The organism is Inquilinus ginsengisoli (assembly GCF_050434925.1).
GTDB lineage: Bacteria > Pseudomonadota > Alphaproteobacteria > DSM-16000 > Inquilinaceae > Inquilinus > Inquilinus ginsengisoli_B.
On the sequence record NZ_JBNDJK010000001.1, the window covers coordinates 7,769,056 to 7,792,710 of the forward strand.

Consider the following 23,655-nt stretch of genomic DNA (forward strand, 5'->3'; position numbering starts at 1 on the left):
ACGGTGAAGACGCTGCTGATCGCCAATCGCGGCGAGATCGCCTGCCGCATCATCCGCAGCGCCAGGGCGCTGGGCCTGGCCACCGTCGCGGTGCACTCCGACGCCGATGCTCACGCGCTGCATGTCGCCCTGGCCGACAAGGCGGTTCATATCGGCCCATCCAAGCCGGCCGAGAGCTATCTGAAGATCGGTGTGATCCTGGAAGCCGCCCGCAGCAGCGGCGCCGATGCCGTCCATCCCGGCTATGGCTTCCTGGCCGAGAATGAGGGCTTCGCCCGGGCGGTGGCCGAGGCCGGCCTCACCTGGGTCGGGCCGACGCCCGAGTCGATCGAGGCGATGGGCGACAAGGCCCGCGCCCGGGCTTTGGCCGAGGGCGCCGGGGTGCCGGTGCTGCCCGGCAGCCGGCGCTTCGCCGAGGGAGATCTGGAGGGCATCGAGGCGGCCGGCGATACGGTCGGCTATCCGCTGCTGGTCAAGGCCTCGGCCGGAGGCGGCGGCATCGGCATGCGCATGGTCGACGCGCCTGCCGACCTGCGCAAGGTGGCGGAATCGACCCAGGGCATGGCGGCGCGCAGCTTCGGCGACGGCGCCGTGTTCCTGGAGCGCTACGTCCGCAACGCCCGCCATGTCGAGGTCCAGGTGTTCGGCTTCGGCGACGGCCGCGCCATCCATCTGTTCGAGCGCGAATGCTCGGTGCAGCGCCGGTTCCAGAAGATCGTGGAGGAAAGCCCCTCGCCCGGCATCTCCGCCGCCACCCGCGCCCGGATGACCGCGGCGGCGGCGGCGCTGGCCGAGGCGGTGCGCTATCGCGGCGCCGGCACCATGGAGTTCGTGGTCGATGCCGACAGCGAGGCCTTCTTCTTCCTGGAGATGAACACCCGCATCCAGGTCGAGCATCCGGTGACCGAGGCGGTGACCGGGCTGGACCTCGTGGCGCTGCAACTCCGCCTGGCCGCCGGCGAGGATCTTTCCCTGCAGCAGGAGGACATCCGCCAGCAGGGCCACGCCATCGAATGCCGGCTCTATGCCGAGAACCCGGCGAAGATGTTCCTGCCGCAGCCCGGCACGCTGGCGCGGCTGGCCCTGCCGGAGGGCATGGCGGGCATCCGCGTCGACACCGGCGTGCGCCAGGGCGATGCGGTGACGCCGTTCTACGACCCGATGATCGCCAAGATCATCGCCCACGGGCCGGACCGCACCGCCGCCATCGACCGGATGCTGGCGGCGCTGGAGCGGGTCGAGGTTGAGGGGCTGGTGGCCAACGCGCCCTTCCTGGCGCGCGTGATCGGCCACCCGGCGTTCCGCGCGGGCCGCACCACCACGAGCTTCGTCGACACTTACAAGGCCGAATTGATCGGCTGAGCCAGGGCAGGCAGGGAGACAGGGATGATCTACGAGACGCCGGCATTCCGGCCCGGGGGCGACCGGTACATGCTGATCGAGTTCGGCAACGAGATGAATCTCGAGCTGAACTTCATGGCCCAGGGCCTGGCCACCGCCATCGCCGAGCAGAAGACCAAGGGCGTGATCGAGACCGCGCCCTGCTTCGCCTCGATGCTGATCCATTACGAGCCGGACGAGATCTCCTATGCCGACCTGTCGCGCGAGCTGGAGCGGCTGATCGCCGCCCTGGGCCCGTCCGACGATATCGAGCTGGAGAGCAGGATCTTCTATTTCCCGACGGTCTATCTCGACCCCTGGACCCGGGAGTGCGTGCAGGACTACATCGCCAAGATCGCGCCGAAGCAGACCGACCCGGAATTCGTGGCCGAGCTGAACGGGCTGTCGGATGTGGCCCAGTTCGTCCGGGTCCATTCCGGCACCGAATACTGGGTGGCGTCGCTGGGCTTCTGGCCCGGGCTGCCCTTCATGATGGCGCTGGACCCGCGCTGCAAGCTGACCGCGCCGAAATACAACCCGCCACGGACCTGGACGCCGAAGGGCACGGTCGGGATGGGCGGCGCCTCGACCGCGATCTACCCGGAGCACCTGCCCGGCGGCTACCAGATCTTCGGCCGCATCCCGGTGCCGATCTGGGACCCGGAGAAGCGCTTCGACGTGTTCACGGACTCGATCTGCCTGTTCCGCCCCGGCGACCGGGTGAAGTTCGTGCCCTGCACGGTCGAGGAGTTCGAGGAGGCCGAGCGGCGCGTCGCCGACGGCAGCTACGTCTACAACGTCGTGGAATACCAGAAATTCTCCGTGCGCCAGTACAAGCGCTGGGTCGGGTCGCTCGACCTGGCCCGCCGGTTCTGAGGAGGCCCGCATGCTCGAGGTGATCAAGCCGGGGCTCGAGACCTCGGTGCAGGACTGGCCGGGCCGGATCGGCTTCTGGAACCAGGGCTTCCCGCCCTCCGGGCCGATGGATTCCTGGTCCTTCCGCCTGGCCAATGTGCTGGTCGGCAACGCGCCCGGCGCGGCCGGCCTCGAATGCCAGTTCCTGGGCCCGACGCTGAAGTTCCAGCGCGACGGCGTGATCGCCGTGACCGGCGCCGACATGCAGGCGGCGCTGGACGGCGAGCCCCTGCCGATGTGGCAGTCGGTGGCGGTCAAGGCCGGCCAGACCCTGGCCATGGCCTTCGCCCGCACCGGGGCGCGGACCTACATCGCGGTTGCCGGCGGGATCGAGACGGAGCCCTGGCTGGGCGCCCGCGCCACCTTCCACAAGGCCGGGGTCGGCGGCATGAACGGCCGGGCGATCAAGGAGGGCCAGTCGGTGCCGGTGGCGGACGCTGCCGGCAAGCCCGGACGCCGGGTGAAGGCCGAGGCGCGGCCGGACTTCGCCAAGGCGAAGCGCTGGACCGTCGAGGTGGTGGCCGGGCCGAACGACGACTGGATCGACGCCGCCGGGCATGAGCGCTTCCTGTCGGCCGACTGGAAGCTCTCGGCCAAATCCGACCGCACCGGCTTCCGCCTGGACGGGCCGCAATGGAGCTTCACCGACAAGGCGACGGACAAGGCGCCGGAGCACGGGTCGCTGCCGTCCAACATCATCGACCAGGGCTATCCGCTGGGCGCCATCAACCTGGCCGGGCAGACGCCGATCATCCTGGTCAATGACGGCCCGTCGATGGGCGGCTTCATCAACCCCTACACCGTGCCGCAGGCCGCGTTCTGGAAGCTGGGCCAGTCGCGGCCGGGCGAGATCTACAACTTCAAGGCGGTCTCGGTCGACGAGGCCCAGGCCATGGCCCGCCGGCTGCGCGAGCTGTGCACTGAGGCATCGATCGAGACCGCGTAGGCGGGCAAGCGGCTGGGACCCGTCCCGGCTGCTGCACTTTTCCTGTCATTGCCGGGCTTGACCCGGCAATCCAGGGCGGCCCGAGCAGTTCTTCGTGGCCCCTGGATCACCGGGTCAAGCCCGGTGATGACACCCAGAGAACACATCTGACGACAGGGAAGACCATGGCGACCGAAGTGAAGACCCAGACCGCGGGCAATATGTGGAAGGTGCTGGTCAAGCCCGGCGACGCGGTGGCGGCCGGCGACACGCTGTTCATCATGGAGGTGATGAAGATGGAGGTGCCGCACGAGGCGCCGGTGGCCGGCACCGTCGCCTCCGTCCATGTCGAGGAAGGCGCCGAGGGGCTGGATGCCGACCAGACGGTGGTGGTGATCGGCTGACCGGGCCGAACCGGGATGGCGTTGGGCGTGTTGACTGGTGGAACGCACCGCAAGGGAGCCCACCATGGATCCGCTCGTGATCTTGAAGCGCAGCCGGCCCGGCGACCGGCTGGAGGTGACGAACTCCAACGGCGACACGGACGACATCGTCGTCGCCCAGGTCGATCTGGAGAAGCAGCAGATCATCCCGGAGCAGGGCAACGCCATCGCCTTCGGCGATGTCGGCGATGTCGTCAACCACAGCGAGAAGCGGCGCCGGGCGGAGTGACGGCGCGGCAGGCTCAGAAGCTGGGCGGGGTGATCGCCCAGATCACCTGGGTGATGCCGGGGCCCGGGTTGCGGTAGCGGTGCGGCCGGGTGCTGGCCAGGGCGAAGCTGTCGCCGGCGCCGAGCACGTAGAGCTTCTCGTCGATCCACAGCTCCAGCGCGCCGGACAGGATGAAGGCCGCCTCCTCGCCCTCATGGGTGTAGCTGTCCGGACTGCCGGCGCCGGGCTGGATGGTGCACAGGAGCAGCTCGAGCTTGCCCTCGAGGTTGGGCACCAGGAGCTCGTCGGTCAGGCCGAGCCCGCCCATGTCGAGCACCTTGCGCCGCCCGGCGCGGACCACGACCCGGTCCTCGTCCTCGCGCGGCGTCGGATCGCGGAAGAACCAGCCGATGGTCACGCCCATGGCGCTGCTGATCAGCTGCAGCTGGCGGATCGTCGGCGTCGACAGCCCGCGTTCGACCTGCGACAGGTGGCCGACCGACAGGCCGGTGGTGGCCGCCAGCCTGGTCAGGGTCAGGCCGCGCTGCTGCCGCAGCTCGCGGATCTGCGGCCCGATCGTGTCGACCGGGTCGCCGGAGGCCGGATCGGAGTCCGCCACCCTCAGCTCCGGATCGCTGTTCTCGCCTTCGGTCATGGCCCCACCTTTGCCCCTGCCGCCCAGCTGAAGCAGAACGAGTCCCCCCTCCCCTCGCGGGAGGGGGCTAGGGGGAGGGGGTTTTCTCGGCTCGACCCGGCCTGGACTGTCGCAAACCGATACGGCTGGCAAGTCCGGTCCTCTGCGCATTCGCGCGCGGACGCGCGCAGACCCCTCCCCCTGCCCCCCTCCCGCAAGGGGAGGGGGGACTTAAATGAGAGGAGCCGCCTGTTGCTTTCGTCGGCCAATATCCGTCTCCGCCTCACGCCCGGAGGGCCTTGACGTCGCGCAGGATCTCGCGCGCGGCGTTGTGGCCCGGGATGCCGGAGACGCCGCCGCCCGGATGCATCGACGAGCCGCAGATGTAAAGCCCGCGAAACGGCGTGCGGTAATCGGCATAGCCGGAGACCGGGCGCTGGAAGAACAGCTGGTCGGTCGACAGCTCGCCATGGAAGATGTGGCCCTGCGGCAGGGCGACGATGCGCTCGATGTCCGGCGCCACCAGCAGCTGGGCCTCGATCACATCGTTGGAGAAGCCGGGCGCGTATTCCTCGATCGTGTCGAACACGGTCTTGCGGAAATTCTCCTTCTCCGTCGCCCAGTCGCCGCCCTTCAGCGTGTAGGGGGCGTGGCCGCCGAACAGGTTGACGACATGCTTGCCGGGCGGCGCCAGGCTGTCGTCGACGATGGTCGGCACCACCGGGGTCAGGAACGGGCGGCTGGAATACCAGCCGTATTTCGCATCGTCATAGGCGCGCTCGAGATAGTCGATGTCGGGCGCGACGTGCATGTAGGTCGGGTAGCTGAAATTGCCCAGCGCGCCGTCGGCCCTGACCTTGTCGAGGATGCGGTATTGCGGCGGCCGCTCGCAGGCGATGTTCATCTTGAAGGCGGTGGAGAAGCTGCGGTAGCCGCGGATCTCGCGCAGCACCTCGGCCGGCAGATGCGCCTCGCCGATCATGTCGAGATACAGCGTCTTGGCGCTGGCGTTGGAGACGATGATCCGGGCCGAATAGGTGTCGCCCTTGGTCGTCGTCACCGCGGTGGCGCGGTCGCCGGTCAGCCGCACCTCCTTGATCTCGGCCTCGGTGACGTGGTCGACGCCGATGGTCCGGCCGTAGGAGGCCAGCGCCTGGGTGATCGCGCCCATGCCGCCCTTGATGAAGCCCCAGCCGCCCGCACCCTCATGCTCGCCCATGATGTGGTGCATGATGACGTAGGCCGATCCCGGGGTCTTCGGCCCGGCGAAGGTGCCGATCGAGGCGTAATAGGCCAGGACCGCCATCACCCGGTCGTCCTCGAACCATTCGCGCAGGAAGTCGTAGGCGCTCATGCTCAGCATGTCGGCGACGCGATACATCTTGCGGCCGATCTTGCGGTGCCGCCACAGCAGGGACGCGCCGTCGCGGAAGCCGCGCCAGTCGCGCCGCGCCGGGTCGACCGGCGTCTCCCACAGCAGCTTGCGCACGATCTGCGCCGCCTCCTGCAGGTAGCGGTCGAATTCGGGATAGATCGCGGCGTCCTTCTTGGAGAACTTGGCAAAGCTGGCCTGGGTCTTGGCCATGTCGTCGGAGAAGACGATGTAGTCGTCGTTCGACACCGGCGAGACCATGTCCGAGCAGGGCAGCACTTCCAGCCCATGCTGCTTCAGCTCGAAGTCGCGGATGATGCGCGGGTGCAGCAGGCTCATCAGGTAGGAGAAGATCGAGGCGCGGAAGCCGGGCGCGATCTCCTCCGTCACCGCGGCGCCGCCGAGGACCTTGCGGCGCTCCAGCACCAGCACCTTGAGGCCCGAGCGGGCGAGATAGTTGGCGCAGACCAGGCCGTTGTGGCCGGCGCCGATGATGATGGCGTCGTAGCGCTTGGCCGTCGTGCTGCTGCCCTGGGGGATGGCGGTCGTGGTCATGGTGCGATCGGTCTCTCGGCGAAAGGGCGGCTATTCGGCGGCGGCGCGGTGGGCCGGGGCGGGATGGTCTGCCATGCCGCGGCGGACCATGTCCTGGAAGGCGTGCACGGCGTGCTCGTGCTTCGGCGACAGCGGGCCGCGCTGGTAGATGCCGGCGTTCAGGTTGCGCTGCACCCCGGTGATGATGTCGAGGTCCTCGCTGACGATCTGGGCCGACCATTCGATCGACTGGCGGTTCTCCGCCGCCTTCCCGGGCGACACATCGGTGAAGAAATACCAGTTGATGTGGCGCAGCCGGCCGGCGCCCAGCGGCTCCAGCGTCGCGATCGAGCTGCCCCAGTCGTACAGGTTCAGCATCAGGAACGGGAAGCGGTAGAAATAGACGCCGCGGGTCAGCCCGCCGTCCCGCTTCGGCGCGTGCAGGTGGAACATCCCGTCATGCACGTCGATGCGGTAGCGCTCCATGTCCAGCGACGCGCACAGCCCCGGATGCATGGTCCGGCAGTGGTAGCATTCGAGATAGTTCTCGCCATAGGTCTTCCAGTCGACCTCGCAGTCGCGGTTCTTCTCGGCGAACCAGTGCTGCTGCTCCAGCGGATAATCGGCGGCGAGAGCGTCGATCGGGCCCAGCCACTCGCGCAGCCCCTCGCCCTCCGGCGCGATGCGCAGGAAGACCAGACCACGCCACTCCTCGGCGGCGATGCGGTACAGGCCCCATTCCTCCGGGTCGAAGGCGGGGGCGGAGCCGAAATCGGGCGACCGCTTCAGCTTGCCGTCCAGCGTGTAGCTCCAGCTGTGATAGGGGCAGACCACGAGGCGCGGGCACTGCCCCTCCGGCTTGGTCAGCAGCTGGGCGCCGCGGTGGCGGCAGACATTGTGGAAGGCGCGGACCTGCCCGTCCTCGCCCCGGATCGCGAAGACCGGATAGCCCGCGACCGTGCCGGTGACGTAGTCGCCCGGGTTGCGCAGCCGGGCGGACCAGGTGAACAGCATCCAGTGGCCGGGCGAAGATGCGCTGGCGCTCCTGCTCGTAGCGCTCCGGGTCGCGGTACCAGGCGGCGGGCAGGGTCCAGGTGAAGCCGTCCGGCGCGGCGGGGCTCGTCATCGTCATGGCGCAACCTCTCGGTCGGTCGCCGCCGGCTCGCGGCCGGCGCGCATGAACTGCAGAAGAACCAGCAGCAGGGTGACGGCGAGCAGCACCGTCGCCGCCGCCGCGATGGTCGGGTCGACCCGCTCGTTGATGCCGTCCCACATCTTGCGCGGCAGGGTGTAGACGGCGCGGGCGGCGATGAAGAGGGTGACCACGATCTCGTCCCAGGAGGTGAGGAAGGCGAAGACCCCGCCGGCCAGGATGCCGGGCAGGATCTGCGGCAGGATCACCCAGCGGATGGTCTGGGATTGGGAGGCGCCGAGCGAGCGCGACGCCTGGTCCTGGCGCGGGTCGACCGAGGCCAAAGCGGCCGAGACCGTGACCAGGACATAGGGCGCGGCCAGCAGCGTGTGCGCCAGGATCACCCCGGCGAAGCTGTCGAGCAGCCCGATGCCGGCGAAGAAGCGGTAGAAGGCCAGCGCCGAGACCACCGGCGGCACGATCAGCGGCGCCAGGGCCAGAATCCGGGCGAACTCGCCCAGCGCCGAGGACAGCCGCCACAGCCCGATCGCCGCCAGCGTGCCCAGCGCCACCGACAGCGCGGTGACGGCGAGGCCGATGCCGAGGCTCTGCAGCATCGCCGAGCGCCACTGGTCGTCGCCGAACAGGGTCTCGTAGTGCTGGAACGAGATGCCGTCGGTCGGCAGCGACAGATAGCGGTTCGGCGTCACCGACAGCGGCATCGCCACCAGGGTCGGCAGCATCAGGAACAGCAGCACGGCCCAGCACAGGGCGACCAGGAAAGACCAGCGCATCAGGCCCCTCCCCCGAACAGCCGGCGGACATCGACGACGCGGGACAGCGCCGCGATCAGCGCCAGGACCGACAGCAGCAGCACCGAGGCCATCATGGTGCCGACGCCCCAGCGCACGGTCTGGAAGATCTGCAGCCGGACATACTCCGCGATCATCACCACCTTGCCGCCGCCGAGGATCGCCGGCGTCACCAGGAAGCCGAGCGACAGCACGAAGACCAGCAGGCTGGCGGCGAAGATCCCAGGCAGCGACAGCGGCAGGAACACGCGGGCGAAGGTACGCAGCGGCCCGGCGCCCAGCGAGCGCGAGGCGGCGCCGAGGGCGGGGTCGATGCCCTTCATCCCGGCATAGAGCGGCAGCACGGCGTAGGGCACCATGTAGTGCACCATGCCGACCAGCACGCCGAACTCATTGCGCACCAGCGGCAGCGGCTCGGTGACTAGGCCGAGCCCGGCCAGCGCCCCGTTCACCAGCCCCTCGCTGCGCAGCAGCGTCAGCCAGGCGAAGGCGCGAACCAGCACCGAGACCCAGAACGGCACCAGCACGAAGGCGGTGATCCAGACCCGGTGCCGCGGCGAGGCGTGCAGCATGACATAGGCGACGAGGTAGCCGAGGACCACGGCGCAGAGCGTGGTCCAGGCGGCGACGCGGAAGGTGGTCCACAGCACCCGCTGCATGGCGCCGGACTCCACCAGCCGCTGGTAGTTGCCGAGGCCCGGCGCCGGGTCGGTGACGCTGATCCACAGGATGTTGGCCAGCGGCAGCAGGTACAGCAGCAGCAGCGCCGCCATCAGCGGCAGCACCAGCCCCCAGGCCGACGCCGGCGTCCGGCGCCGGGCGACGGCCGGGGGTGCGCTGTCGAAGGCGGCGCGTGCCGTCATCCCTCAGCTCGCGATCAGGTCGAGGAAGTCGTTCTGCACGGTGTCGTAATTCTCGGCGTACCAGGCGCTGTCGATCGGGATCTGGCGCTTGTAGTTCGGTTCGTAGCCGCAATCGATCTTCTGCAGCTCGGGCGACAGACTGGCGCTGGCGGCCGGATTGGCCGGGCCGTTGCCGAGCAGCTTCAAGAGCTCGACCTGCCGCTCCGGGGTCTGGGTCGAGGCGATGAAGTCGAACACCGCCTGGCCGGCCGGGTTCTTCACCAGCACCGGCAGCACGCCGGGGGCGACGATGCCGTGGTCCCAGGTCCAGGTGATCTTGCCGCCGGAATCCCGGTCCAGCACCGAGGCGCGGGTGCACCAGATCGGGCCCATCGTCACCTCGCCCTCGCGGAACAGCTGCTGGCTCTCGGCCCCGCCGCCCCACAGCAGGAACTGGTCGCGGTTGTCCTTGATGATGGCGAAAGCCTTCTTCACGTCGAGCGGGTACAGCTTGTCCGGCTCGACCCCGGAGCCGAGCAGCACCGCCTCCAGCGACCCGACCAGCCATTTGTAGATCGCGCGCTTGCCCGGAAAGTCCTTGAAGTTCAGGTAGTCCTTGAAGCCGTTCGGCGTCTTGCCGCCGGTCTTCTCCAGGCTGAAGGCGTTGACGGTCGAATACATGTAGGCGGCGCAGCCATATTCGAAGGTGAATTCCGGCCGCACCTTCGCCTTGTCGATCTTGGAATAGTCATAGGGCTGGATCAGCCCCTGCTTGCTGAGGATCGGCAGGTAGAAGCCGTCGGCGTCGGTGCAGTCCCACACCACGTTGCCGCTCTCGATCATCGCCTTGATCGCGCCCGGCGTCGGCTCGGCGCCCAGCACCGTGACCTTGATGCCGCTGTCCTTGGTGAAGGGGTCGCCCCAGGCCTTGCCCCAGGCCGGCACGGCGTCACCGCCGAAATTGACCACCACCACCTCCTGCGCCGCGGCCCTGGCCGGGCCGGAAACGAGCAGCGGCGTAACGCCGAGCGCGCCGAGCACGGCCAGGAAGCTGCGCCGGTCGATGTGTCCTGCCGCGAACCGCTCCGCCGCGATGGCCGCAAGATCCGCGCGATACCGTGATGCCGTCATGATGTGCCCCCTGTTTCAGGCCGATCGGTCGTCGGCTTCGTCTTCGATCAGAACGGTGGCCTCCGGCGCCCAGCCGACCCAGGCGGCCGCGCCGAGGCCGAGATCCGGCGCCGCCTCCCAGGCGAAGCCGGTCGCGGTCAGCGGGCCGAAGGCGTCAGTGCCGACCACCACCTGGCGCGTGGCGCCGAGATAGGCGATGTCGAGGATGCGGCCGGGCACGCGGTTCGCCATCTCGCGCGGCTCTTGTGCCGCAACGCGCAGCTTCTCCGGCCGCAGCGCCAGCAGCACGCCGCGGCCCTGTGGCGGCGTCGCCGACCCTCGATGCAGCACGGCGGCGCCGCCGGTCTCGAGCCGGATCAGCTCGCCGTCGCGGCCGGCCATGCGGCCGGCGATGCAGTTGCTCTTGCCCAGGAACTCGGCGACGAAGCGGGTGCGCGGCCGCTCATACAGCTCGTCCGGCGCGCCGGCCTGGACCAGCCGGCCGCGATTCATCACCGCCACCCGGTCGGCCATCGACAGCGCCTCGTCCTGGTCGTGGGTGACCAGGATGAAGGTGGCGCCGAGGTCGCGGTGCAGCGTCTTCAGCTCCAGCTGCATCTCGGCGCGCAGCTGGCGGTCGAGCGCGCCGAGCGGCTCGTCGAACAGCACGATGTCGGGGTCGAACACCAAGGCGCGGGCCACGGCGACGCGCTGCTGCTGGCCGCCGGAGAGCTGCCTGGGGTAACGGTCGTCGAAGCCGTCCAGCCGCACCCGGGCGATGGCGCCGGCGACCTTCTCCGCGATCATCGCCCGCGACACGCCGCGCACCCGCAGCGGATAGGCGATGTTCTCGGCCACGGTCATATGCGGGAACAGGGCGTAGCCCTGGAACACCATGCCGAAATTGCGCTTCTCCGGCGGCACAGCGGTGACGTCGCGACCATCGACCGCGATCCGGCCGGCGCTGGGCGCAACGAAGCCGGCGATCATCATCAAGAGCGTGGTCTTGCCGGAGCCGGAGGGGCCGAGCAGGGTCAGGAACTGACCGCCCGGGATGTCGAGCGAGACGTCGTCGACGGCGCGGACCGGGCCGTAGCGGCGCGACAGCCGGGTCAGCGCCAGGCCATGTGCCCTCGCGGCAGCCTTGGGGGCTTGCGATCGGTCGGCCCGCATCAGCATCGATCCTGCCTCCTGCGATCTTTTTCATTCTTGTGAAATAAGCCTGAAGGCGATGGCGGAGCGTGTCAAGGGTCAGAAAGACTGCATAGATGCGGAGTTCTGATCGCCGCGGAGGATCGTTGCTTCCGTCCAGGGCAAATGCTCATTTTCAATCCTGTGAAAATAGGGCAATCGGCTTAGGCTGGACTCGCCCCGTCCGCTGCGGTTTCATCGACGGAACGGCGCGGCGCCCCCATCTAAATCGGCATGCAAGCGGAAAGCGGGATCCTGAGCCGGGTGACGATCCGGCCTGTCGAGGGCGACAAGCCGGGGATCGAGGCGCGGCTGCCCTATGACCGGGCCATGATGCAGCGGCTGATGGCGGCGTTCCCCCGCGCCCGCTGGCGCGAGGCGGAGGGGGTGTGGTTCATCCCCGGCACCACCGCCGAGCGCCGGCTGACCCGCTTCCTGGCCGACCAACTGCCGGACGGCGCCGACCATGCCGACGCCAAGGGCCGCGACGCCCATGAATTCGACCCGATCGAGAGCCGCTATCTCGAGATAGCCGACGAGCTGCTGGTCCGCACCCCCTACTCCCGCACCGTCGTCGACCAGATGCACGCCATCCCCTGGTCGCGGTGGGACGCCGAGACAAAGACCTGGCATGTGCCGTTCCGGTCCTATGACGAGCTGTGGCGGCGCTGGCCGGAGATCGAGGCCGCGGCCCGCCGCAACGAGCCGGAGGAGCGCCGCAAGCGCCGGCTGGCCGAATGGACCCCGGAGCGTCAGCGCCGCGCCGCCATCCTGGCCGCCGAGCGCCGCCGCCACCGCTATCCGGTGCTGGCCGGCGACCCGCCGCCGCTGGAGCTGCCGGTGATGACCGATCGGTTCGGCATGCTGGTGTTCACCGAAACCGACGGCGAGATCGCCGATGTCCCCGACCCGGCCGGCATCTACGCCCATGCCGACCCGGCCGCCGGCGACTATGTCTGGGCCCGCTGGCGCCGTCCGTCGCTGGAAGAGTTGATCGGCGTCTGGCCCGCCCGCGTGGAGGCCGGGCCGGCCGAGCAGACCCGCGGCTGGTGGCAGCCGACCCGCGAGGAGTTGCGCCAGGCCCGGCGGACCGCCCGAATCCGCGAGCGGCTGCAGGAGCGCCGCCGGCTGGACGCCGAAGCGGCGCCCTAGCCGGACGCACAAACCGACCTCACAGTCTGTTTTTTCCCCACCCGGCGCGCTATGTCTGTCGGACGAGATCCGCCCGGCGGCCCGGAGCCGCCCCGGCCCTGTGAGAGAGCATGGACAACGCCACCCGTTCCGAACGGTCCCGCGCCGCCGCCATTCAGGCGGCGCTCGCCATCATCGCCCGCGACGGTCCCGGGCGGCTGACGCTCGACGCCATCGCGCGTGAGAGCGGCATCAGCAAGGGCGGGGTGATGCATCATTTCCGCACCAAGGAAGCGGTGGTGACCGCCCTGCTGGAACACCTGACCGAGCGCTTCGGCAAGTTCACCCAGGACTATCTGGCCGGGATCGGCCCCGACAGGCCCGGTGCCTTTCTGGAAGCGCAGATCGCGACGTTGCGCGAATCCATCGCCACGCCGCATTCGGCCTTCCTCGCCATCCTCGGCGCGGTGGCCGAGAACCCAGACCTCCTCTCCATCAACCGAGAGGCGGAGGCCGAGGCGCTCAAGGCCGTCAAGGCCGAGGCCGCCGATCCGGAGCTGGCGGTCCTGCGCTGGATGGCGGCCAGGGGCCTGCACATCACGACGCTGCTGGGGACCTGCCCCCTGTCCGCGGAGGAGCGCGACCGGCTGTTCGACCGCCTGATCGACGACGTGCGGTCGCCCGCTCTCCCGCCCCGACGCCGATCGGCATCCATCAAAAAAACCGACTAGACGGTTTGCAAATTCGGAAATCCGTTGTTAAGGTGTCCTCACACGAGATCGAGAGGACGACGGCATGGCACAGCGTGCTCCGCACCCGGCAGGGGAACGCGGCATCGGCGGAACCGGGGGACAGCCAGCCCGGGCCGGCTTCGGCGCGATCGGTTCCCGCTAGAGAGCGTCCCGGACGGGCCGAGGCAGCCGCGGCCCTGATCACCACACCGGCCTGACCCCGACGGCGGCGCCGTCGGCACCCCATTCCTCGCATCGGCGGTAACGCACTCTCCGGGCCTTCCCGGCGGAGAACGGCGCCTCACGGCCCGGCGCACCGGCCGGCCGCAGACTTCGACATGGAGACTTGAATGCATGCGTTCCCCGAGAGGCCGCGACGGCCGATCCCTGCCGGGGCGTGGCTGTCGCTCGCGGCCGTCGGCATCGCCCTGGCCGGCTGCGGCAGCGCCGATCCGGTGCCCTATTCCGGCATCGCGTCGTCGTCGGCGCAGCTGGCGCCCAACCCGCAGGACGACACCGGGCACATCCCGTTCCGCTACGCCACCCCGGTGGACTGGCGCAGCTACAACCGGATGATCATCGACCCGATCGTGATCTACCGGGGTCCGGACAACCAGTTCGGCGACATGTCCGAGGCGGACAAGGTCGAACTGGCCCATACCATGCAGACCGCGTTCGTGGAGAAGCTGAAGACCCGCTTCACGCTGGCCGGCGATCCCGCCCCCGGCACCCTACGCCTGCGGCTGACGCTGACCGGGGCGTCGACCAGCACGCCGGTGCTGAGCACCGTCTCGCGCATCGATATCGGCGGCGGCCTCTACAACGGGGTGCAGGCGGTGCGCGGCGGCGAAGGCTCGTTCACCGGGGCCGTGATCTACGCGGTCGAGATCTACGACGCGCCGAGCAACCGCCTGCTCAACGCCTTCGTCTCGAAGCAATACCCGGGGTCGTTCAACATCGGGGCGACCTTCGGCTCGCTGGCGGCGGCGAAGACCGGCCTCGAGAAGGGCGCGGACGCCCTGGTCGCACAGCTGAAGTGACCGCAACCGCCATCGTCACACAGGAGGTTCACCATGATCTTCGAGATGCTCTGGCTCGGCAGCATCCTGCTGTGCGCCGGGCTGTATCTGTGGGGCTATGCCGCGAATGTCCTGCCGCGGCGGCGGCGCCTGCCGCACACGCCCCGGGCCGCCGCCGGCAAGGAGAAAAGCCGGTGACCCGCCGCCCTCGATCCGGCCGCCCCATGGCCGCGCTGCTGATCCTGGCCGTGGCCGCCGGGCTGTCCGGCTGCGGCCTTGTCGCCCTGCCCTTCCGCACCACCGGCGCCGTGGTCAAGGTGGTGCCGGTGGCCGGCCATGTCGCTGCCGCGCCGCTGGACGTCACCGCGGACGCCATCGACTGAGCAGGCCCACTCAATCCATGTGCCATTGCAGCGGCAGCAGGAAGGGGAAGCCGGTGCGGCTGTCGATCTCGACCTTCATGATCGGCGCCATGTATTCGCCCCAGCGCCGGTTGACCGGGTCGTCGCGCAGCGCGGCGACGGTGCGGTCGAGGTCGTCGGTCTCGAAATGGCCGAACAGGGCCAGGCCGTGCTTGAAGATCGAGTAGTTGCGGATCCCGGCTGCCCGCAGCGCCGCCACCATCTCCGGCCAGATCTCGTCGTGGCGGTGCTTGTACTCCTCCTCATAGCCGGGGCGGATTTCCAGGATCCAGGCGTGCTGCGTCATCGCGGTCTCCGTCGTCAGGCGGCGAGGTAATCGTGCAGGATGCGGCCCGGCGCCAGGGTGAAATCGGCGCGCCAGTAGAAGCCGTCGAGCATCTCCCTGACCGGCAGCCGGTAGACCGGCGCCTGGATGTTGGGCCTGAGCTCGACGGTGCAGGGCCCGCTCCAGCATTCATGCACCGCCACCTCGGCCAGGCGCCGGGCGGTGAGCTGGCGGATCGCCGGCCGGCCGTCGATATGGTCGATCGCCTTGAGGTTGATGTTGGTGGCGAAGTCGAAATGCGCGGCCAGGCTTTCGATCCGGTCGCGCCGCTGCTTGTAGGCCAGCGTGCCAGTGATCACGTCGATGCCGTTGCGGGCGACGGTGCCGACCCAGGCGTCGCCGCGCGCCTCCAGCGTGGGGATGCCGGACTTCTTCGGCTGGCCGTGCACCTCGCGGCCATGCGCGACGCCGATGTCGGAGGACAGGAACAGATAGGGCGAGTAGGACCCGGCCTCGCCGGTCCCGGGCAGCCGGCACCCGACCATGATGTTGGACTCGCCGTAAGGGCCGAGCCAGTCGGTGTCGTTCATCTTGTAGATATGCGCCAGCACCACGTCGCTGGTCGGCTCCAGCGGCGGCGGCAGCAGCCGCTCGACCGCCTCTGGATCGGTGCGCCAGGCCAGGGTCAGCACCTCGACGTCGCGGAAGCTGAACGGGAAGGGCGGCACCATCGGCGCATCCCAGGGGGTCGAGAAGCCGCCCTGCAGGATCTGCTCGACCGTCAGCCGGCGCCCGGTCATGCCAGCCACCCCAGCACCTGGTCGCGCATCCGGATCGTCTCGGTCAGCACGTCGTCATGGAGGGTCGCCATGTAGTCCTGATGCACATATTCGAGCGCGAGATGCCCCTGGAAGCCGGCGTCGCGCAGGGTGGCCAGCTGGGCCTCGATGTTGATCGTGCCCTCATGCCCCTTGGCCTGCAGCGCCCCCGGCCGGGCCTGGCGCAGATGGACATGCGCGGCGTGGCGGGCCAGCGGGTCGATTTCCTCCTGCCGGTAGCCGAGGCAGACGAAATGGGCGTAGTCGAGCGTCAGCTTGAGCCCCTCGACCCGGCCCAGCAGCTCTTCCACCAGCGTTGGGGTTTCCAGGAACGAGTGGACATGCGCCTCGATCGTCGGCGTCACACCGGCCTCGAGGGCGATCGGCACCAGGGCGTTGAGCGAGCGGGCCGATTCCTCCAGCGCCTGCGCCCGTCCCTGCCCCGGGTTGCACACGCCGGGCAGGACGAAGATGGTGTCGATCTCCGCCCGGGCGCAGAACTGCACCGCCTTGCGGAAATCCGCGAGGTTGCGGTCGCGGTGGCGCGGATCGGCCAGGTTGCGGTCGGACAGGCTGTCGCCGAACAGGTGGTAGAAGCTCGGCACGTGCACACCGAGCGCCCGCATTGTCTCCGCCATCCCATCCGGATCGGCCAGCAGCGCCGCCTTGTCGAGCGCCGGGCCATAGAAATAGCCGAGATCGAGCGCGCCGATGCCGAGCGCCCGGGCGATTCCGGCTGCCTCGTGCAGCGAGCAGGCGCGCAGGGACCAGGAGGTGAGCGAGAGTTTCACGGTGATGCCACTCCCCTAAAGCACGATCGTTTCAAGGCGAAACACGCCAGTCCACCGGCCGAAGACCCTCGCCGTCATTGCGAGGAGGCGAAGCCGACGAAGCAATCCAGGGCCGGTGCGAGCGGCCCCTGGGATTGCTTCGCTTCGCTCGCAATGACGGTGTTTGGAAGCTGAAAAGGTTTTGCGAGCGGAAGAGGCAACGCAAAATGCGCCGTCAGCATCACACCCTCTCGACTTGGCCGCTGGCGGCGGAGCGGTACATGGCGTCCAGCACTTCGACCGCGCGCATGCCGACCTCGCCCGGTGCGTCGTTCTCGACATCGCGGCCGAGGCAGAGGTCGACGAAGACGTCGACCGGCCGCTCGCAGCCGTATTCGCCGGCGCCCAGCGCCATCGGCACGGTGGTGTCGCGGCCGTCGCGGCGCCGCACCTCCAGCCGCTCGCGCTCGATGTCGAGCAGCAGTAGGCCTTCCGAGCCGTAGATGCGCAGGTCGATATGCGGCCCGCGATGCTTCGGCACGGTGGAGGCGCCGGACAGAGCCGCGGTGGCGCCGCCCTCGAACCGCACTGTCGCGGCGTCGTAGTAGTCGACCCCGGTGGGCGAGGCGCCGGTCATGGCGAAGACCTCGCGCGGCGCCAGGTCGGCGATGCGGAACAGCAGGCCGAGCGCATGCACCAGCTGGCCCCAGCCATAGCCGCCGGCACGCTTCGGGTCGGCCCAGGTCGAGGGCGGCGGCCGGAACATGTGGCCATGGGTCTCGGCCATCGGCTGGCCAGCGAACAGGTCCTCCAGCGCCGAGCCCATCTGCAGCACGACATGCTCGACCGTGCCAATCTCGCCGACCAGCCGGCGTGCCTGGCGCACCCATGGCAGGAAGTTCCAGCCATAGGGCACCAGGATGGCGCGACCGGCCTGGCGGGCCCGGGCGACCAGGTCGCGGGCGTCCTCAGAGCTTGTCGCCAGCGGCTTCTCCACCAGCACGTGGCAGAAGCGGTCGAGCGCCGCGGCGGCGTGCTCGTGATGCAGCACATGCGGCGACGCCACCACCACCCCGTCCGGCTTCACCCGGTCGAGCAGCTCGCGGTAGTCCTCCGAGGCGTCCGGAATGCCGAAGCGCTGCTGCAGCGCCGCCAGCTCCGCGGCGCCCAGCCGGTTCACCCCGACCAGCTCGCAATCGGGATTCCGCTGCAGCACCGGGATGTGGTTCTGCGCCGCCCACCAGCCGGCGCCGACCACCGCGATCCGCGCTTTCCTCGTCATCGCGCCTTCTCCATCGCCGCCAGCGTGGTCTCGTAGACGCTGGTCATGTGGCGCCGCATCGCCTCCCCCGCCGCCGCGGCGTCGCGGTCGTCGAGCGCCGCCAGGATCGCCTCATGGTCGGCGAAGCTGCGCTCCAGCACGCCCGGCGTCTCCGAGGCGATGCGCCGGTATTCCATGCCCAGGACGAAGAAGGAGCCGCCGACACGCTCCAGGAACGGGTTGCCGGAGGCGGCGTAGATGATGCGGTGGAACTCCATGTCCGAGACACGGAAGCCGACCGGGTCGCGCAGCACACTGCGCTGCACCGCCAGCAGGGCGTGCAGCCGGGCCAGCGAGGCGGCGTCGATCCGCTGCGCCGCCAGCCCGGCGATGGTGCCCTCGACCAGGATCCGCGCCTCGTGCAGCGCATCGACCGTGGGGGCGTTCAGCTCGAGCAGGAACTGCAGCGGCGCCAGCAGGTCCAGCGCCTCCAGCGCGGTGACGTAGACGCCGCCGCCCTGCCGCATCTTGACCACGCCGAGGATCTGCAAGCCCCGAAGCGCCTCGCGCACGCTGGGCCGGCTGACCTGCAGGATCTGCGCCAGCTCGCGCTCCGGCGGCAGCTGGTCGCCCGGCTTCAGGCTGCCGGTGCGCACCAGCTCCATGAGCTTCTTCGCCACCTGCTCGGCGACCGACTGCCGCTCGATCGGGGCGACGGTGTCGAGGCCCGTCACCATGCTCAATCCCCCGCCGCCCGGCTGCGGATCTGGTCGAGGCTGACGGCGAGCAGCAGCACGATGCCGCGGGTCACGTCCTGCCAGAAGCTGGAGACGTCGAGCAGCGTCAGCCCGTTGTTCAGCGTGCCCAGGATCAGCACGGCCAGCAGCGTGCCCCAGACGCTGCCGCGGCCGCCGAACAGGCTGGTGCCGCCGAGGATGATGGCGGCGATCACGGTCAGCAGGTGCTTGCCCGCCGCATCCGGCGCCGCCGCGCCCAGCATCGCCGCCAGCACCAGCCCGGCGACGGCGCCGCTGATGCCGGACAGGACGTAGAGCGTGATCTGGGTGCGCGCCACCGGCACGCCGACCAGGCGGCTGGCCTCCGGATTACCGCCCGAGGCGTAGACGAAGCGGCCGAAGCGGGACTTCGCCAGCACCACCCAGAGCCCGCCGTAGCACAGCAGCATCAGGATCAGCGGCACCGGGACGCCGAACAGCCGGCCGCTGCCGATCCAGTTGAAGCCGGGCACCATCAGCGGCCGGGTCAGGCCGCCGGTCATCACCAGGGCGCTGCCGGTGATGATGCTCATGGTCGCCAGGGTGACGATCAGCGGATTCAGCCGCAGCCCGGTGGTGAAGATGCCGTTGACCAGGCCGATCGCGGCGCCGCACAGCACGGCCGCCACGGCCGCCACCCAGATGTCGAGGCCGGCCCCATGCAGCAGGGCCAGCACCACCCCGGTCAGCCCGGCCACGGCGGCGACCGAGAGGTCGAGCCCGCCGGCGATGATCAGCGGCGTGCCGGTCGCCGCCATCAGCCCGATGAAGGCGACGTTGGAGCCGATGCTCATCATGTTGTTGAACGACAGGAACCAGGGCGACAGCAGCGAGAAGGCGACCAGCAGCGCCACGTAGAACAAGAGCAGCACCACCACGCCGGACCAGGACCGGCCGAGCGCGCCGCGGGCGAAGCTCCGGGAGTGGCGGGAAGTGTCGATCGTCGTCATGCCCTCAGCTCCCCGTGTTCCGCCACGGCTGGTCCGCCGGCTGCGGCCATCAGCTCCGCCGGCTCGCGGCCGCGCGAAAATTCCGCCACCGCCCGGCCGCGGTCGAGCACGATGGCGCGGTCGCACAGGCCCGCCACCTCCTCGACATCGGAGGACAGGACCAGGATCGCCCTTCCGGCATCCGCCAGCCGCCGCAGTTCGGCATAGATCTCGCGCCGCGCCCCGACATCGACGCCGCGGGTCGGCTCCTCCAGGATCAGCAGGCGCATGCCGTCGACCAGCCAGCGGGCGATGCAGACCTTCTGCTGGTTGCCACCGGACAAAGTGCGCAGGCGCTGCTCGCTGCCGCGCGTGCGGATGCCGAGCTGATCGATCCAGCCCTCGGCATGACGCCGTTCCGCCGCCACATCCATGAGCGGTCCGGCGTGGAAGCGCTCCAGGAACGGCAAAGCGATGTTCTCGCGCACCGTCAGCTCGGCGACGATGCCCTCGCGCTTGCGCTCCGCCGCGATGAAGCCGATGCCGGCGGCCTTGCCGGCCTGCGGATTGCGCGGCGCGTAGAGCGTGCCGCCGATCGCCACCCGCCGCGCCGCCACCGGCCCGAGCGCGCCGTACAGCGCCCGGCCGAGAGTCTCGACCCCGGACCCGACCAGCCCGAACAGGCCGACGATCTCACCGGCCCGGACGGTCAGGTCGACATCCTCGATCTCGCCGGGGATCCTCAAGCCCTCGACCGCCAGCACGGCCTCGCCGGGCGGTGCCGCGGGGCCGGCGCCATACAGGTCGTCGACCACGCCGCCGAGCATGGCGCGCAGCACCTCGGCCGGCGTCGCCTCATGGGTGCGGAAGCAGCCGGCGTTGCGGCCGTCGCGCAGCACGGCGATGCGGTCGGACACCGCGAACACCTCGGACAAATAGTGCGAGATGTAGATCACCGCGACGCCCTGCGCCTTCAGCCGGCGGATGATGGCGAACAGGGTCGCCGCCTCCTGCTCGGTCAGCGACGCCGTCGGCTCGTCCATGATCAGCACGCGCGCCTTGCCCGCCAGGGCGCGGGCGATCTCGACGATCCGCTGCTCCGGCACGCTCAGGCCCTTGACCCGGGCGGCGGGGTCGATGCCGGGATAGCCCAGCTGCTGCAGCAGCTCCTCGGCCCGGCAGCGCATCGCCGCCGTGTCCACCACCCGGAAGCCGGGGCCGCCGCGCATCGGCAGATCGCCGATGCAGATGTTCTCGGCCACGGTCATGTCCGGGATCACCGAGATCTCCTGCGGCAGCAGGCGCACCCCGGCGGCGACGGCCTGGCGCGGCTGGTCGAAGCTGACCTCGGCCCCGTCCAGCCGCACCGTGCCGGCGTCGCGGCCGTAGCTGCCGGCCAGGATCTTCACCAGCGTCGACTTGCCGGCGCCGTTCGAGCCGAGCAGCGCCAGCACCTCCCCCGCCGCGACCGTCAGCTCGACCTCACGCAGCACGTCGACACCGCCGAAGGCCTTGCGGATGCCGTGCATTTCGAGACGGGGGGCGGGGCTGGCCATGCGTGGGTCACTCCCTCGGGATCAGGGTCTCGTAGCCCTTCAGCTCCTCCAGCCCACGCAGGGCGGCGAGGTGCTTGGCGAAAGCCTCCTGCGGGAACTTGTAGTCGAGGACCTTGGCGTCCTTGGCGCAGGCCGCGTCTGGGTAGAACTCGCAGATGTTCGCCTTGGTCACCATGACGTGGTTGACCAGCACCGCCGGCGGCAGGGGCTTGTTGGCCAGGGTGGCGAGGGCGATCGGGATCAGGTAGTTGCCGTAGCGCTCCGGGAAGTAGCCGACGGAGGCGACGAAGCGCGGTTCCTTCGCCAGGGTCTCGGTCTCGTCCGCGCCCATGCCGACCACGATGGTGTCGGCCTCGCGCCCGGCCTGCTGGGCGGCGCGCAGCATGCCGGTCGCGGCCTGGTCGTTGATCGCGGTCACCATGATCGGCACCCCGGCGGGGATGCGGCCGATCAGGTTGCTCATCTGCTGGAAGCTCTCCTGCAGCGTGTTCTTGGTGTCGATCTTGAGGATATGGTCGGCCGGGAAATCCGGCAGCTCGGCCTGGAAGCCGGCGACTTGGCCGCCGGTGCGCATCGCCGGGATGGCGCCGGATTGCGGCAGCTCGCCGACCACCAGATAGCCCTGCGCCACCTTGTCGGCGCCGTATTCGGCGACCGCGGCCTGGGCCAGGTAGGACCCGCCCATGAAGCCGGAGCGCGGGTTGTTGGCGCCGAAGAAGGTGGCGTTCGGCATCGGAATGTCGATCGCCGCGACCTTGATGCCGGCAGTGTCGAACTGGTTCATCACCGTCGGGCCGAAATTCACGTCGGTCTGGAATTCGATGACGAAATCGGCGTTGCGGCGGACGAAGCTTTCGGCATTGGCCAGGGCGGTCGGCCCGTCCAGCCGGTTATCGGCGACGGCGAGCTCGACCCCCGCGGCGTCGGCATTGGCCTTGATGCCGCCCTCGACCTTCACCCCGAAGGAGATGTCGCGCTGCAGGTTGGCGAAGCCGATGACGTAGCCGGAGCCGTTGCGCGGCGGAGTCGCCGCCTTGGCATCGGCCACCATGGCCTTGAGCTGGTCGGCCGACAGCATGGCGCCGGAGAACGCGGTCGGGTCGAAGCCGTGGAAATCCTGGGCCCGGGCCGTGGCGCCGGCGGCAAGCAGGGCAACGGCGGCGACGGCGAAACCCCGGAAGCGGTGCGCGCGGATCATCCCTTTCCTCCCCTCAGTTCCGGTCCACTGGTAAATTGGACAGGCCAATTCTTTTGAGGCATCCTAGTGTCGGTTCCGTCGCCCTGGCAAGAGGGTGTTCGGAACCTGGGCGAAGGAGCCGCCGAAGCGGCCGGTGGGAGGAGACCAATGCGCATCCAGGGCATCACCCCGATCGTGCTGCGCTATCCGGAGCCGAACGACCACGGCAACATCCGGCACACCGTGCTGCTGCGGCTGGAGGCCGAGGGCGGGCTGACCGGCTGGGGCGAATGCATCGCCATGTGGCCGGAGGCCTGCCGCGCCGTCGCCGCGCTGATCCAAAGCGGCTTGGCCGATGTGGTTGCCGGTATGGATGTGCGCGAGCCCGAGGCGGTGTGGCTGGCGCTGAAGCGGCACACCTGGTGGTACGGCGAAGGTGGGCTGGCCACCATGGCGCTGGCCGGTATCGACATGGCGGTGTGGGACGCCTGCGGCAAGGCGGCCGGGCTGCCGCTGTGGCGCCTGTTCGGCGGCCGGGTGCACGAGTCGCTGCCGGCGATCGCCAGCATGCATGTCAATCGCGCCACCATCGAGGAGGGCGCGGCCGAGGTGGCGGGCCACATCGCCCGCGGCTTCAAGGGCGCCAAGCTGGGCTTCGGCAAGCGCGGCCTGTCGCGGGTCGGCCAGGACCCGGATCACGATGTCGATTATGTCCGCGCCGTGCGCCAGGCTGCCGGGCCCGCCGCCCGGCTGATGATCGATATCGGCAACGGCGTGCGCTGGGACACCGCCACCGCCATCGCCACCATCCGCCGCTTCGAGGCCTTCGCCATCGACTGGGTGGAGGAGCCGCTGCATCCCGACGACCTCGACGGCCTGGCCCGGCTGCGCGCCGCCGTCACCACCCGGATCGCGACGGGCGAGCGGGAATGGACCGTGGCCGGCTATGCCCGGCTGATCCGCACCGGGCTGGTCGACGTGCTGGGCGTCGACCCGGCCCGGGCCGAGGGCATCACCGGCTTCCGCAAGGTGGCGGCGCTGGCCGAGGCCGCGCGCATCGCCGTCAACGCCCATGCCTGGAGCACGGCGGTCACCAGCGCCGCCAGCCTGCATCTGTCGGTCGCCAGCCCGGCGGCGCGGCTGTTCGAGCTGAAGCCGCTGGAGAACCCGATGCAGCACGAGCTGGTCGACACGCCGATCTGGCACACGGATGGGCTGGTGCGCCCGCCCGAAGGCCCCGGCCTGGGCGTCGAACCGCGCCCCGCCTGCATCGACAAATACCGGCTGCCACTGTGACGGAGC

27 protein-coding genes are annotated in these 23,655 nt (G+C 69.8%); 11 read left to right on the forward strand and 16 right to left on the reverse strand.

Annotated elements, in window-relative coordinates:
• The first annotated feature begins 3 nt into the window (after nt 1–3).
• The 5 genes from QFZ27_RS36350 (at nt 4) to QFZ27_RS36370 (ending at nt 3,892) form a co-directional block, all read left to right on the forward strand.
• Nucleotides 4–1,362, forward strand: coding sequence for an acetyl-CoA carboxylase biotin carboxylase subunit (locus tag QFZ27_RS36350; protein WP_429231659.1), 1,359 nt, complete (start codon nt 4–6; stop codon nt 1,360–1,362).
• A gap of 24 nt (nt 1,363–1,386) precedes the next feature.
• A complete protein-coding gene (locus QFZ27_RS36355; protein ID WP_429231660.1) occupies nt 1,387–2,256 on the forward strand; it encodes a 5-oxoprolinase subunit B family protein in 870 nt (289 codons plus the stop codon).
• Nucleotides 2,257–2,266: 10 nt separating this feature from the next.
• Nucleotides 2,267–3,241, forward strand: a complete 975-nt coding sequence (locus QFZ27_RS36360) for a 5-oxoprolinase subunit C family protein (protein ID WP_429231661.1) — start codon at nt 2,267–2,269, stop codon at nt 3,239–3,241.
• Nucleotides 3,242–3,405: 164 nt separating this feature from the next.
• Nucleotides 3,406–3,624 carry an acyl-CoA carboxylase biotin carboxyl carrier protein subunit gene (locus tag QFZ27_RS36365; protein WP_429231662.1) on the forward strand — a complete coding sequence of 73 codons (219 nt, stop codon included), beginning with the start codon at nt 3,406–3,408 and terminating at the stop codon, nt 3,622–3,624.
• A 64-nt stretch (nt 3,625–3,688) separates the two neighbouring features.
• On the forward strand, nt 3,689–3,892 hold the full coding sequence (locus tag QFZ27_RS36370) for a hypothetical protein (protein WP_429231664.1): 204 nt from the start codon (nt 3,689–3,691) through the stop codon (nt 3,890–3,892).
• A gap of 13 nt (nt 3,893–3,905) precedes the next feature.
• Here QFZ27_RS36370 and QFZ27_RS36375 read toward each other — a convergent pair whose 3' ends face one another.
• From QFZ27_RS36375 to QFZ27_RS36405, 7 genes are all read right to left on the reverse strand, one after another.
• A complete protein-coding gene (locus tag QFZ27_RS36375; protein WP_429231665.1) occupies nt 3,906–4,526 on the reverse strand; it encodes a cupin domain-containing protein in 621 nt (206 codons plus the stop codon).
• 262 nt (nt 4,527–4,788) lie between these two features.
• A complete protein-coding gene (locus tag QFZ27_RS36380; RefSeq protein ID WP_429231667.1) occupies nt 4,789–6,432 on the reverse strand; it encodes a phytoene desaturase family protein in 1,644 nt (547 codons plus the stop codon).
• A gap of 30 nt (nt 6,433–6,462) precedes the next feature.
• Complete coding sequence (locus tag QFZ27_RS36385) at nt 6,463–7,425, reverse strand: aromatic ring-hydroxylating oxygenase subunit alpha (protein ID WP_429231668.1); 963 nt, start codon at nt 7,423–7,425, stop codon at nt 6,463–6,465.
• A 114-nt stretch (nt 7,426–7,539) separates the two neighbouring features.
• Nucleotides 7,540–8,337 (reverse strand): ABC transporter permease, encoded by a 798-nt coding sequence (locus QFZ27_RS36390; RefSeq protein ID WP_429231669.1) that lies wholly within the window; start codon nt 8,335–8,337, stop codon nt 7,540–7,542.
• Nucleotides 8,337–9,218 carry an ABC transporter permease gene (locus QFZ27_RS36395; protein ID WP_429231671.1) on the reverse strand — a complete coding sequence of 294 codons (882 nt, stop codon included), beginning with the start codon at nt 9,216–9,218 and terminating at the stop codon, nt 8,337–8,339. Before QFZ27_RS36395 ends, QFZ27_RS36390 begins: the two co-directional genes overlap by 1 nt.
• Nucleotides 9,219–9,221: 3 nt before the next feature.
• Nucleotides 9,222–10,328: an extracellular solute-binding protein gene (locus tag QFZ27_RS36400; protein WP_429231673.1), complete on the reverse strand. Its 1,107-nt coding sequence runs from the start codon at nt 10,326–10,328 to the stop codon at nt 9,222–9,224.
• Nucleotides 10,329–10,343: 15 nt separating this feature from the next.
• On the reverse strand, nt 10,344–11,486 hold the full coding sequence (locus tag QFZ27_RS36405; RefSeq protein WP_429231675.1) for an ABC transporter ATP-binding protein: 1,143 nt from the start codon (nt 11,484–11,486) through the stop codon (nt 10,344–10,346).
• A 276-nt stretch (nt 11,487–11,762) separates the two neighbouring features.
• On the opposite strand from QFZ27_RS36405, the gene QFZ27_RS36410 reads away from it, so the two are divergent.
• The 5 genes from QFZ27_RS36410 (at nt 11,763) to QFZ27_RS36430 (ending at nt 14,762) form a co-directional block, all read left to right on the forward strand.
• Entirely contained in the window at nt 11,763–12,650 is an 888-nt protein-coding gene (locus tag QFZ27_RS36410; RefSeq protein ID WP_429231677.1) for a hypothetical protein, read from the forward strand.
• A gap of 110 nt (nt 12,651–12,760) precedes the next feature.
• Nucleotides 12,761–13,360 carry a TetR/AcrR family transcriptional regulator gene (locus tag QFZ27_RS36415; RefSeq protein WP_429231679.1) on the forward strand — a complete coding sequence of 200 codons (600 nt, stop codon included), beginning with the start codon at nt 12,761–12,763 and terminating at the stop codon, nt 13,358–13,360.
• Nucleotides 13,361–13,710: 350 nt separating this feature from the next.
• Nucleotides 13,711–14,400, forward strand: coding sequence for a DUF3313 domain-containing protein (locus QFZ27_RS36420; protein ID WP_429231681.1), 690 nt, complete (start codon nt 13,711–13,713; stop codon nt 14,398–14,400).
• A gap of 33 nt (nt 14,401–14,433) precedes the next feature.
• Complete coding sequence (locus tag QFZ27_RS36425; RefSeq protein WP_429231682.1) at nt 14,434–14,577, forward strand: hypothetical protein; 144 nt, start codon at nt 14,434–14,436, stop codon at nt 14,575–14,577.
• The gene (locus tag QFZ27_RS36430) at nt 14,574–14,762 is read left to right on the forward strand and encodes a DUF6726 family protein (RefSeq protein WP_429231684.1); all 189 of its coding nucleotides are present in this window, start codon (nt 14,574–14,576) and stop codon (nt 14,760–14,762) included. The genes QFZ27_RS36425 and QFZ27_RS36430 overlap by 4 nt, the downstream gene beginning before the upstream one ends.
• A 10-nt stretch (nt 14,763–14,772) precedes the next feature.
• Here the strand turns inward: QFZ27_RS36430 and QFZ27_RS36435 are convergent, their stop codons facing one another.
• From QFZ27_RS36435 to QFZ27_RS36475, 9 genes are all read right to left on the reverse strand, one after another.
• Nucleotides 14,773–15,087 (reverse strand): L-rhamnose mutarotase, encoded by a 315-nt coding sequence (locus QFZ27_RS36435; protein WP_429231686.1) that lies wholly within the window; start codon nt 15,085–15,087, stop codon nt 14,773–14,775.
• A gap of 14 nt (nt 15,088–15,101) precedes the next feature.
• Complete coding sequence (locus QFZ27_RS36440; RefSeq protein WP_429231688.1) at nt 15,102–15,866, reverse strand: acetoacetate decarboxylase family protein; 765 nt, start codon at nt 15,864–15,866, stop codon at nt 15,102–15,104.
• Entirely contained in the window at nt 15,863–16,675 is an 813-nt protein-coding gene (locus QFZ27_RS36445; RefSeq protein WP_429231690.1) for a sugar phosphate isomerase/epimerase family protein, read from the reverse strand. The genes QFZ27_RS36440 and QFZ27_RS36445 overlap by 4 nt, the downstream gene beginning before the upstream one ends.
• 74 nt (nt 16,676–16,749) lie before the next feature.
• A complete protein-coding gene (locus QFZ27_RS36450; protein ID WP_429231692.1) occupies nt 16,750–16,896 on the reverse strand; it encodes a hypothetical protein in 147 nt (48 codons plus the stop codon).
• Nucleotides 16,896–17,936, reverse strand: a complete 1,041-nt coding sequence (locus QFZ27_RS36455) for a Gfo/Idh/MocA family protein (RefSeq protein ID WP_429231694.1) — start codon at nt 17,934–17,936, stop codon at nt 16,896–16,898. The genes QFZ27_RS36450 and QFZ27_RS36455 overlap by 1 nt, the downstream gene beginning before the upstream one ends.
• On the reverse strand, nt 17,933–18,652 hold the full coding sequence (locus QFZ27_RS36460) for a FadR/GntR family transcriptional regulator (protein ID WP_429231696.1): 720 nt from the start codon (nt 18,650–18,652) through the stop codon (nt 17,933–17,935). The genes QFZ27_RS36455 and QFZ27_RS36460 overlap by 4 nt, the downstream gene beginning before the upstream one ends.
• Nucleotides 18,653–18,654: 2 nt before the next feature.
• The gene (locus QFZ27_RS36465) at nt 18,655–19,641 is read right to left on the reverse strand and encodes an ABC transporter permease (protein WP_429231698.1); all 987 of its coding nucleotides are present in this window, start codon (nt 19,639–19,641) and stop codon (nt 18,655–18,657) included.
• Entirely contained in the window at nt 19,638–21,176 is a 1,539-nt protein-coding gene (locus tag QFZ27_RS36470; protein ID WP_429231700.1) for a sugar ABC transporter ATP-binding protein, read from the reverse strand. Before QFZ27_RS36470 ends, QFZ27_RS36465 begins: the two co-directional genes overlap by 4 nt.
• Before the next feature lie 7 nt (nt 21,177–21,183).
• Nucleotides 21,184–22,374, reverse strand: coding sequence for a sugar ABC transporter substrate-binding protein (locus QFZ27_RS36475; protein WP_429231702.1), 1,191 nt, complete (start codon nt 22,372–22,374; stop codon nt 21,184–21,186).
• Between the two features lie 147 nt (nt 22,375–22,521).
• On the opposite strand from QFZ27_RS36475, the gene QFZ27_RS36480 reads away from it, so the two are divergent.
• Nucleotides 22,522–23,649: a mandelate racemase/muconate lactonizing enzyme family protein gene (locus tag QFZ27_RS36480; protein ID WP_429231704.1), complete on the forward strand. Its 1,128-nt coding sequence runs from the start codon at nt 22,522–22,524 to the stop codon at nt 23,647–23,649.
• The last annotated feature ends 6 nt before the right edge of the window (nt 23,650–23,655 follow it).

Coding starts and splice junctions, on each gene's coding strand:
- QFZ27_RS36355 (WP_429231660.1), top strand. CDS start 1,387: ATGATCTACGAGACGCCGGCATTCCGGCCCGGGGGCGACCGGTACATG.
- QFZ27_RS36360 (WP_429231661.1), top strand. CDS start 2,267: ATGCTCGAGGTGATCAAGCCGGGGCTCGAGACCTCGGTGCAGGACTGG.
- QFZ27_RS36365 (WP_429231662.1), top strand. CDS start 3,406: ATGGCGACCGAAGTGAAGACCCAGACCGCGGGCAATATGTGGAAGGTG.
- QFZ27_RS36370 (WP_429231664.1), top strand. CDS start 3,689: ATGGATCCGCTCGTGATCTTGAAGCGCAGCCGGCCCGGCGACCGGCTG.
- QFZ27_RS36375 (WP_429231665.1), bottom strand. CDS start 4,526: ATGACCGAAGGCGAGAACAGCGATCCGGAGCTGAGGGTGGCGGACTCC.
- QFZ27_RS36380 (WP_429231667.1), bottom strand. CDS start 6,432: ATGACCACGACCGCCATCCCCCAGGGCAGCAGCACGACGGCCAAGCGC.
- QFZ27_RS36385 (WP_429231668.1), bottom strand. CDS start 7,425: ATGCTGTTCACCTGGTCCGCCCGGCTGCGCAACCCGGGCGACTACGTC.
- QFZ27_RS36390 (WP_429231669.1), bottom strand. CDS start 8,337: ATGCGCTGGTCTTTCCTGGTCGCCCTGTGCTGGGCCGTGCTGCTGTTC.
- QFZ27_RS36395 (WP_429231671.1), bottom strand. CDS start 9,218: ATGACGGCACGCGCCGCCTTCGACAGCGCACCCCCGGCCGTCGCCCGG.
- QFZ27_RS36400 (WP_429231673.1), bottom strand. CDS start 10,328: ATGACGGCATCACGGTATCGCGCGGATCTTGCGGCCATCGCGGCGGAG.
- QFZ27_RS36405 (WP_429231675.1), bottom strand. CDS start 11,486: ATGCTGATGCGGGCCGACCGATCGCAAGCCCCCAAGGCTGCCGCGAGG.
- QFZ27_RS36415 (WP_429231679.1), top strand. CDS start 12,761: ATGGACAACGCCACCCGTTCCGAACGGTCCCGCGCCGCCGCCATTCAG.
- QFZ27_RS36420 (WP_429231681.1), top strand. CDS start 13,711: ATGCATGCGTTCCCCGAGAGGCCGCGACGGCCGATCCCTGCCGGGGCG.
- QFZ27_RS36425 (WP_429231682.1), top strand. CDS start 14,434: ATGATCTTCGAGATGCTCTGGCTCGGCAGCATCCTGCTGTGCGCCGGG.
- QFZ27_RS36435 (WP_429231686.1), bottom strand. CDS start 15,087: ATGACGCAGCACGCCTGGATCCTGGAAATCCGCCCCGGCTATGAGGAG.
- QFZ27_RS36440 (WP_429231688.1), bottom strand. CDS start 15,866: ATGACCGGGCGCCGGCTGACGGTCGAGCAGATCCTGCAGGGCGGCTTC.
- QFZ27_RS36450 (WP_429231692.1), bottom strand. CDS start 16,896: ATGCTGACGGCGCATTTTGCGTTGCCTCTTCCGCTCGCAAAACCTTTT.
- QFZ27_RS36455 (WP_429231694.1), bottom strand. CDS start 17,936: ATGACGAGGAAAGCGCGGATCGCGGTGGTCGGCGCCGGCTGGTGGGCG.
- QFZ27_RS36460 (WP_429231696.1), bottom strand. CDS start 18,652: ATGGTGACGGGCCTCGACACCGTCGCCCCGATCGAGCGGCAGTCGGTC.
- QFZ27_RS36465 (WP_429231698.1), bottom strand. CDS start 19,641: ATGACGACGATCGACACTTCCCGCCACTCCCGGAGCTTCGCCCGCGGC.
- QFZ27_RS36470 (WP_429231700.1), bottom strand. CDS start 21,176: ATGGCCAGCCCCGCCCCCCGTCTCGAAATGCACGGCATCCGCAAGGCC.
- QFZ27_RS36475 (WP_429231702.1), bottom strand. CDS start 22,374: ATGATCCGCGCGCACCGCTTCCGGGGTTTCGCCGTCGCCGCCGTTGCC.
- QFZ27_RS36480 (WP_429231704.1), top strand. CDS start 22,522: ATGCGCATCCAGGGCATCACCCCGATCGTGCTGCGCTATCCGGAGCCG.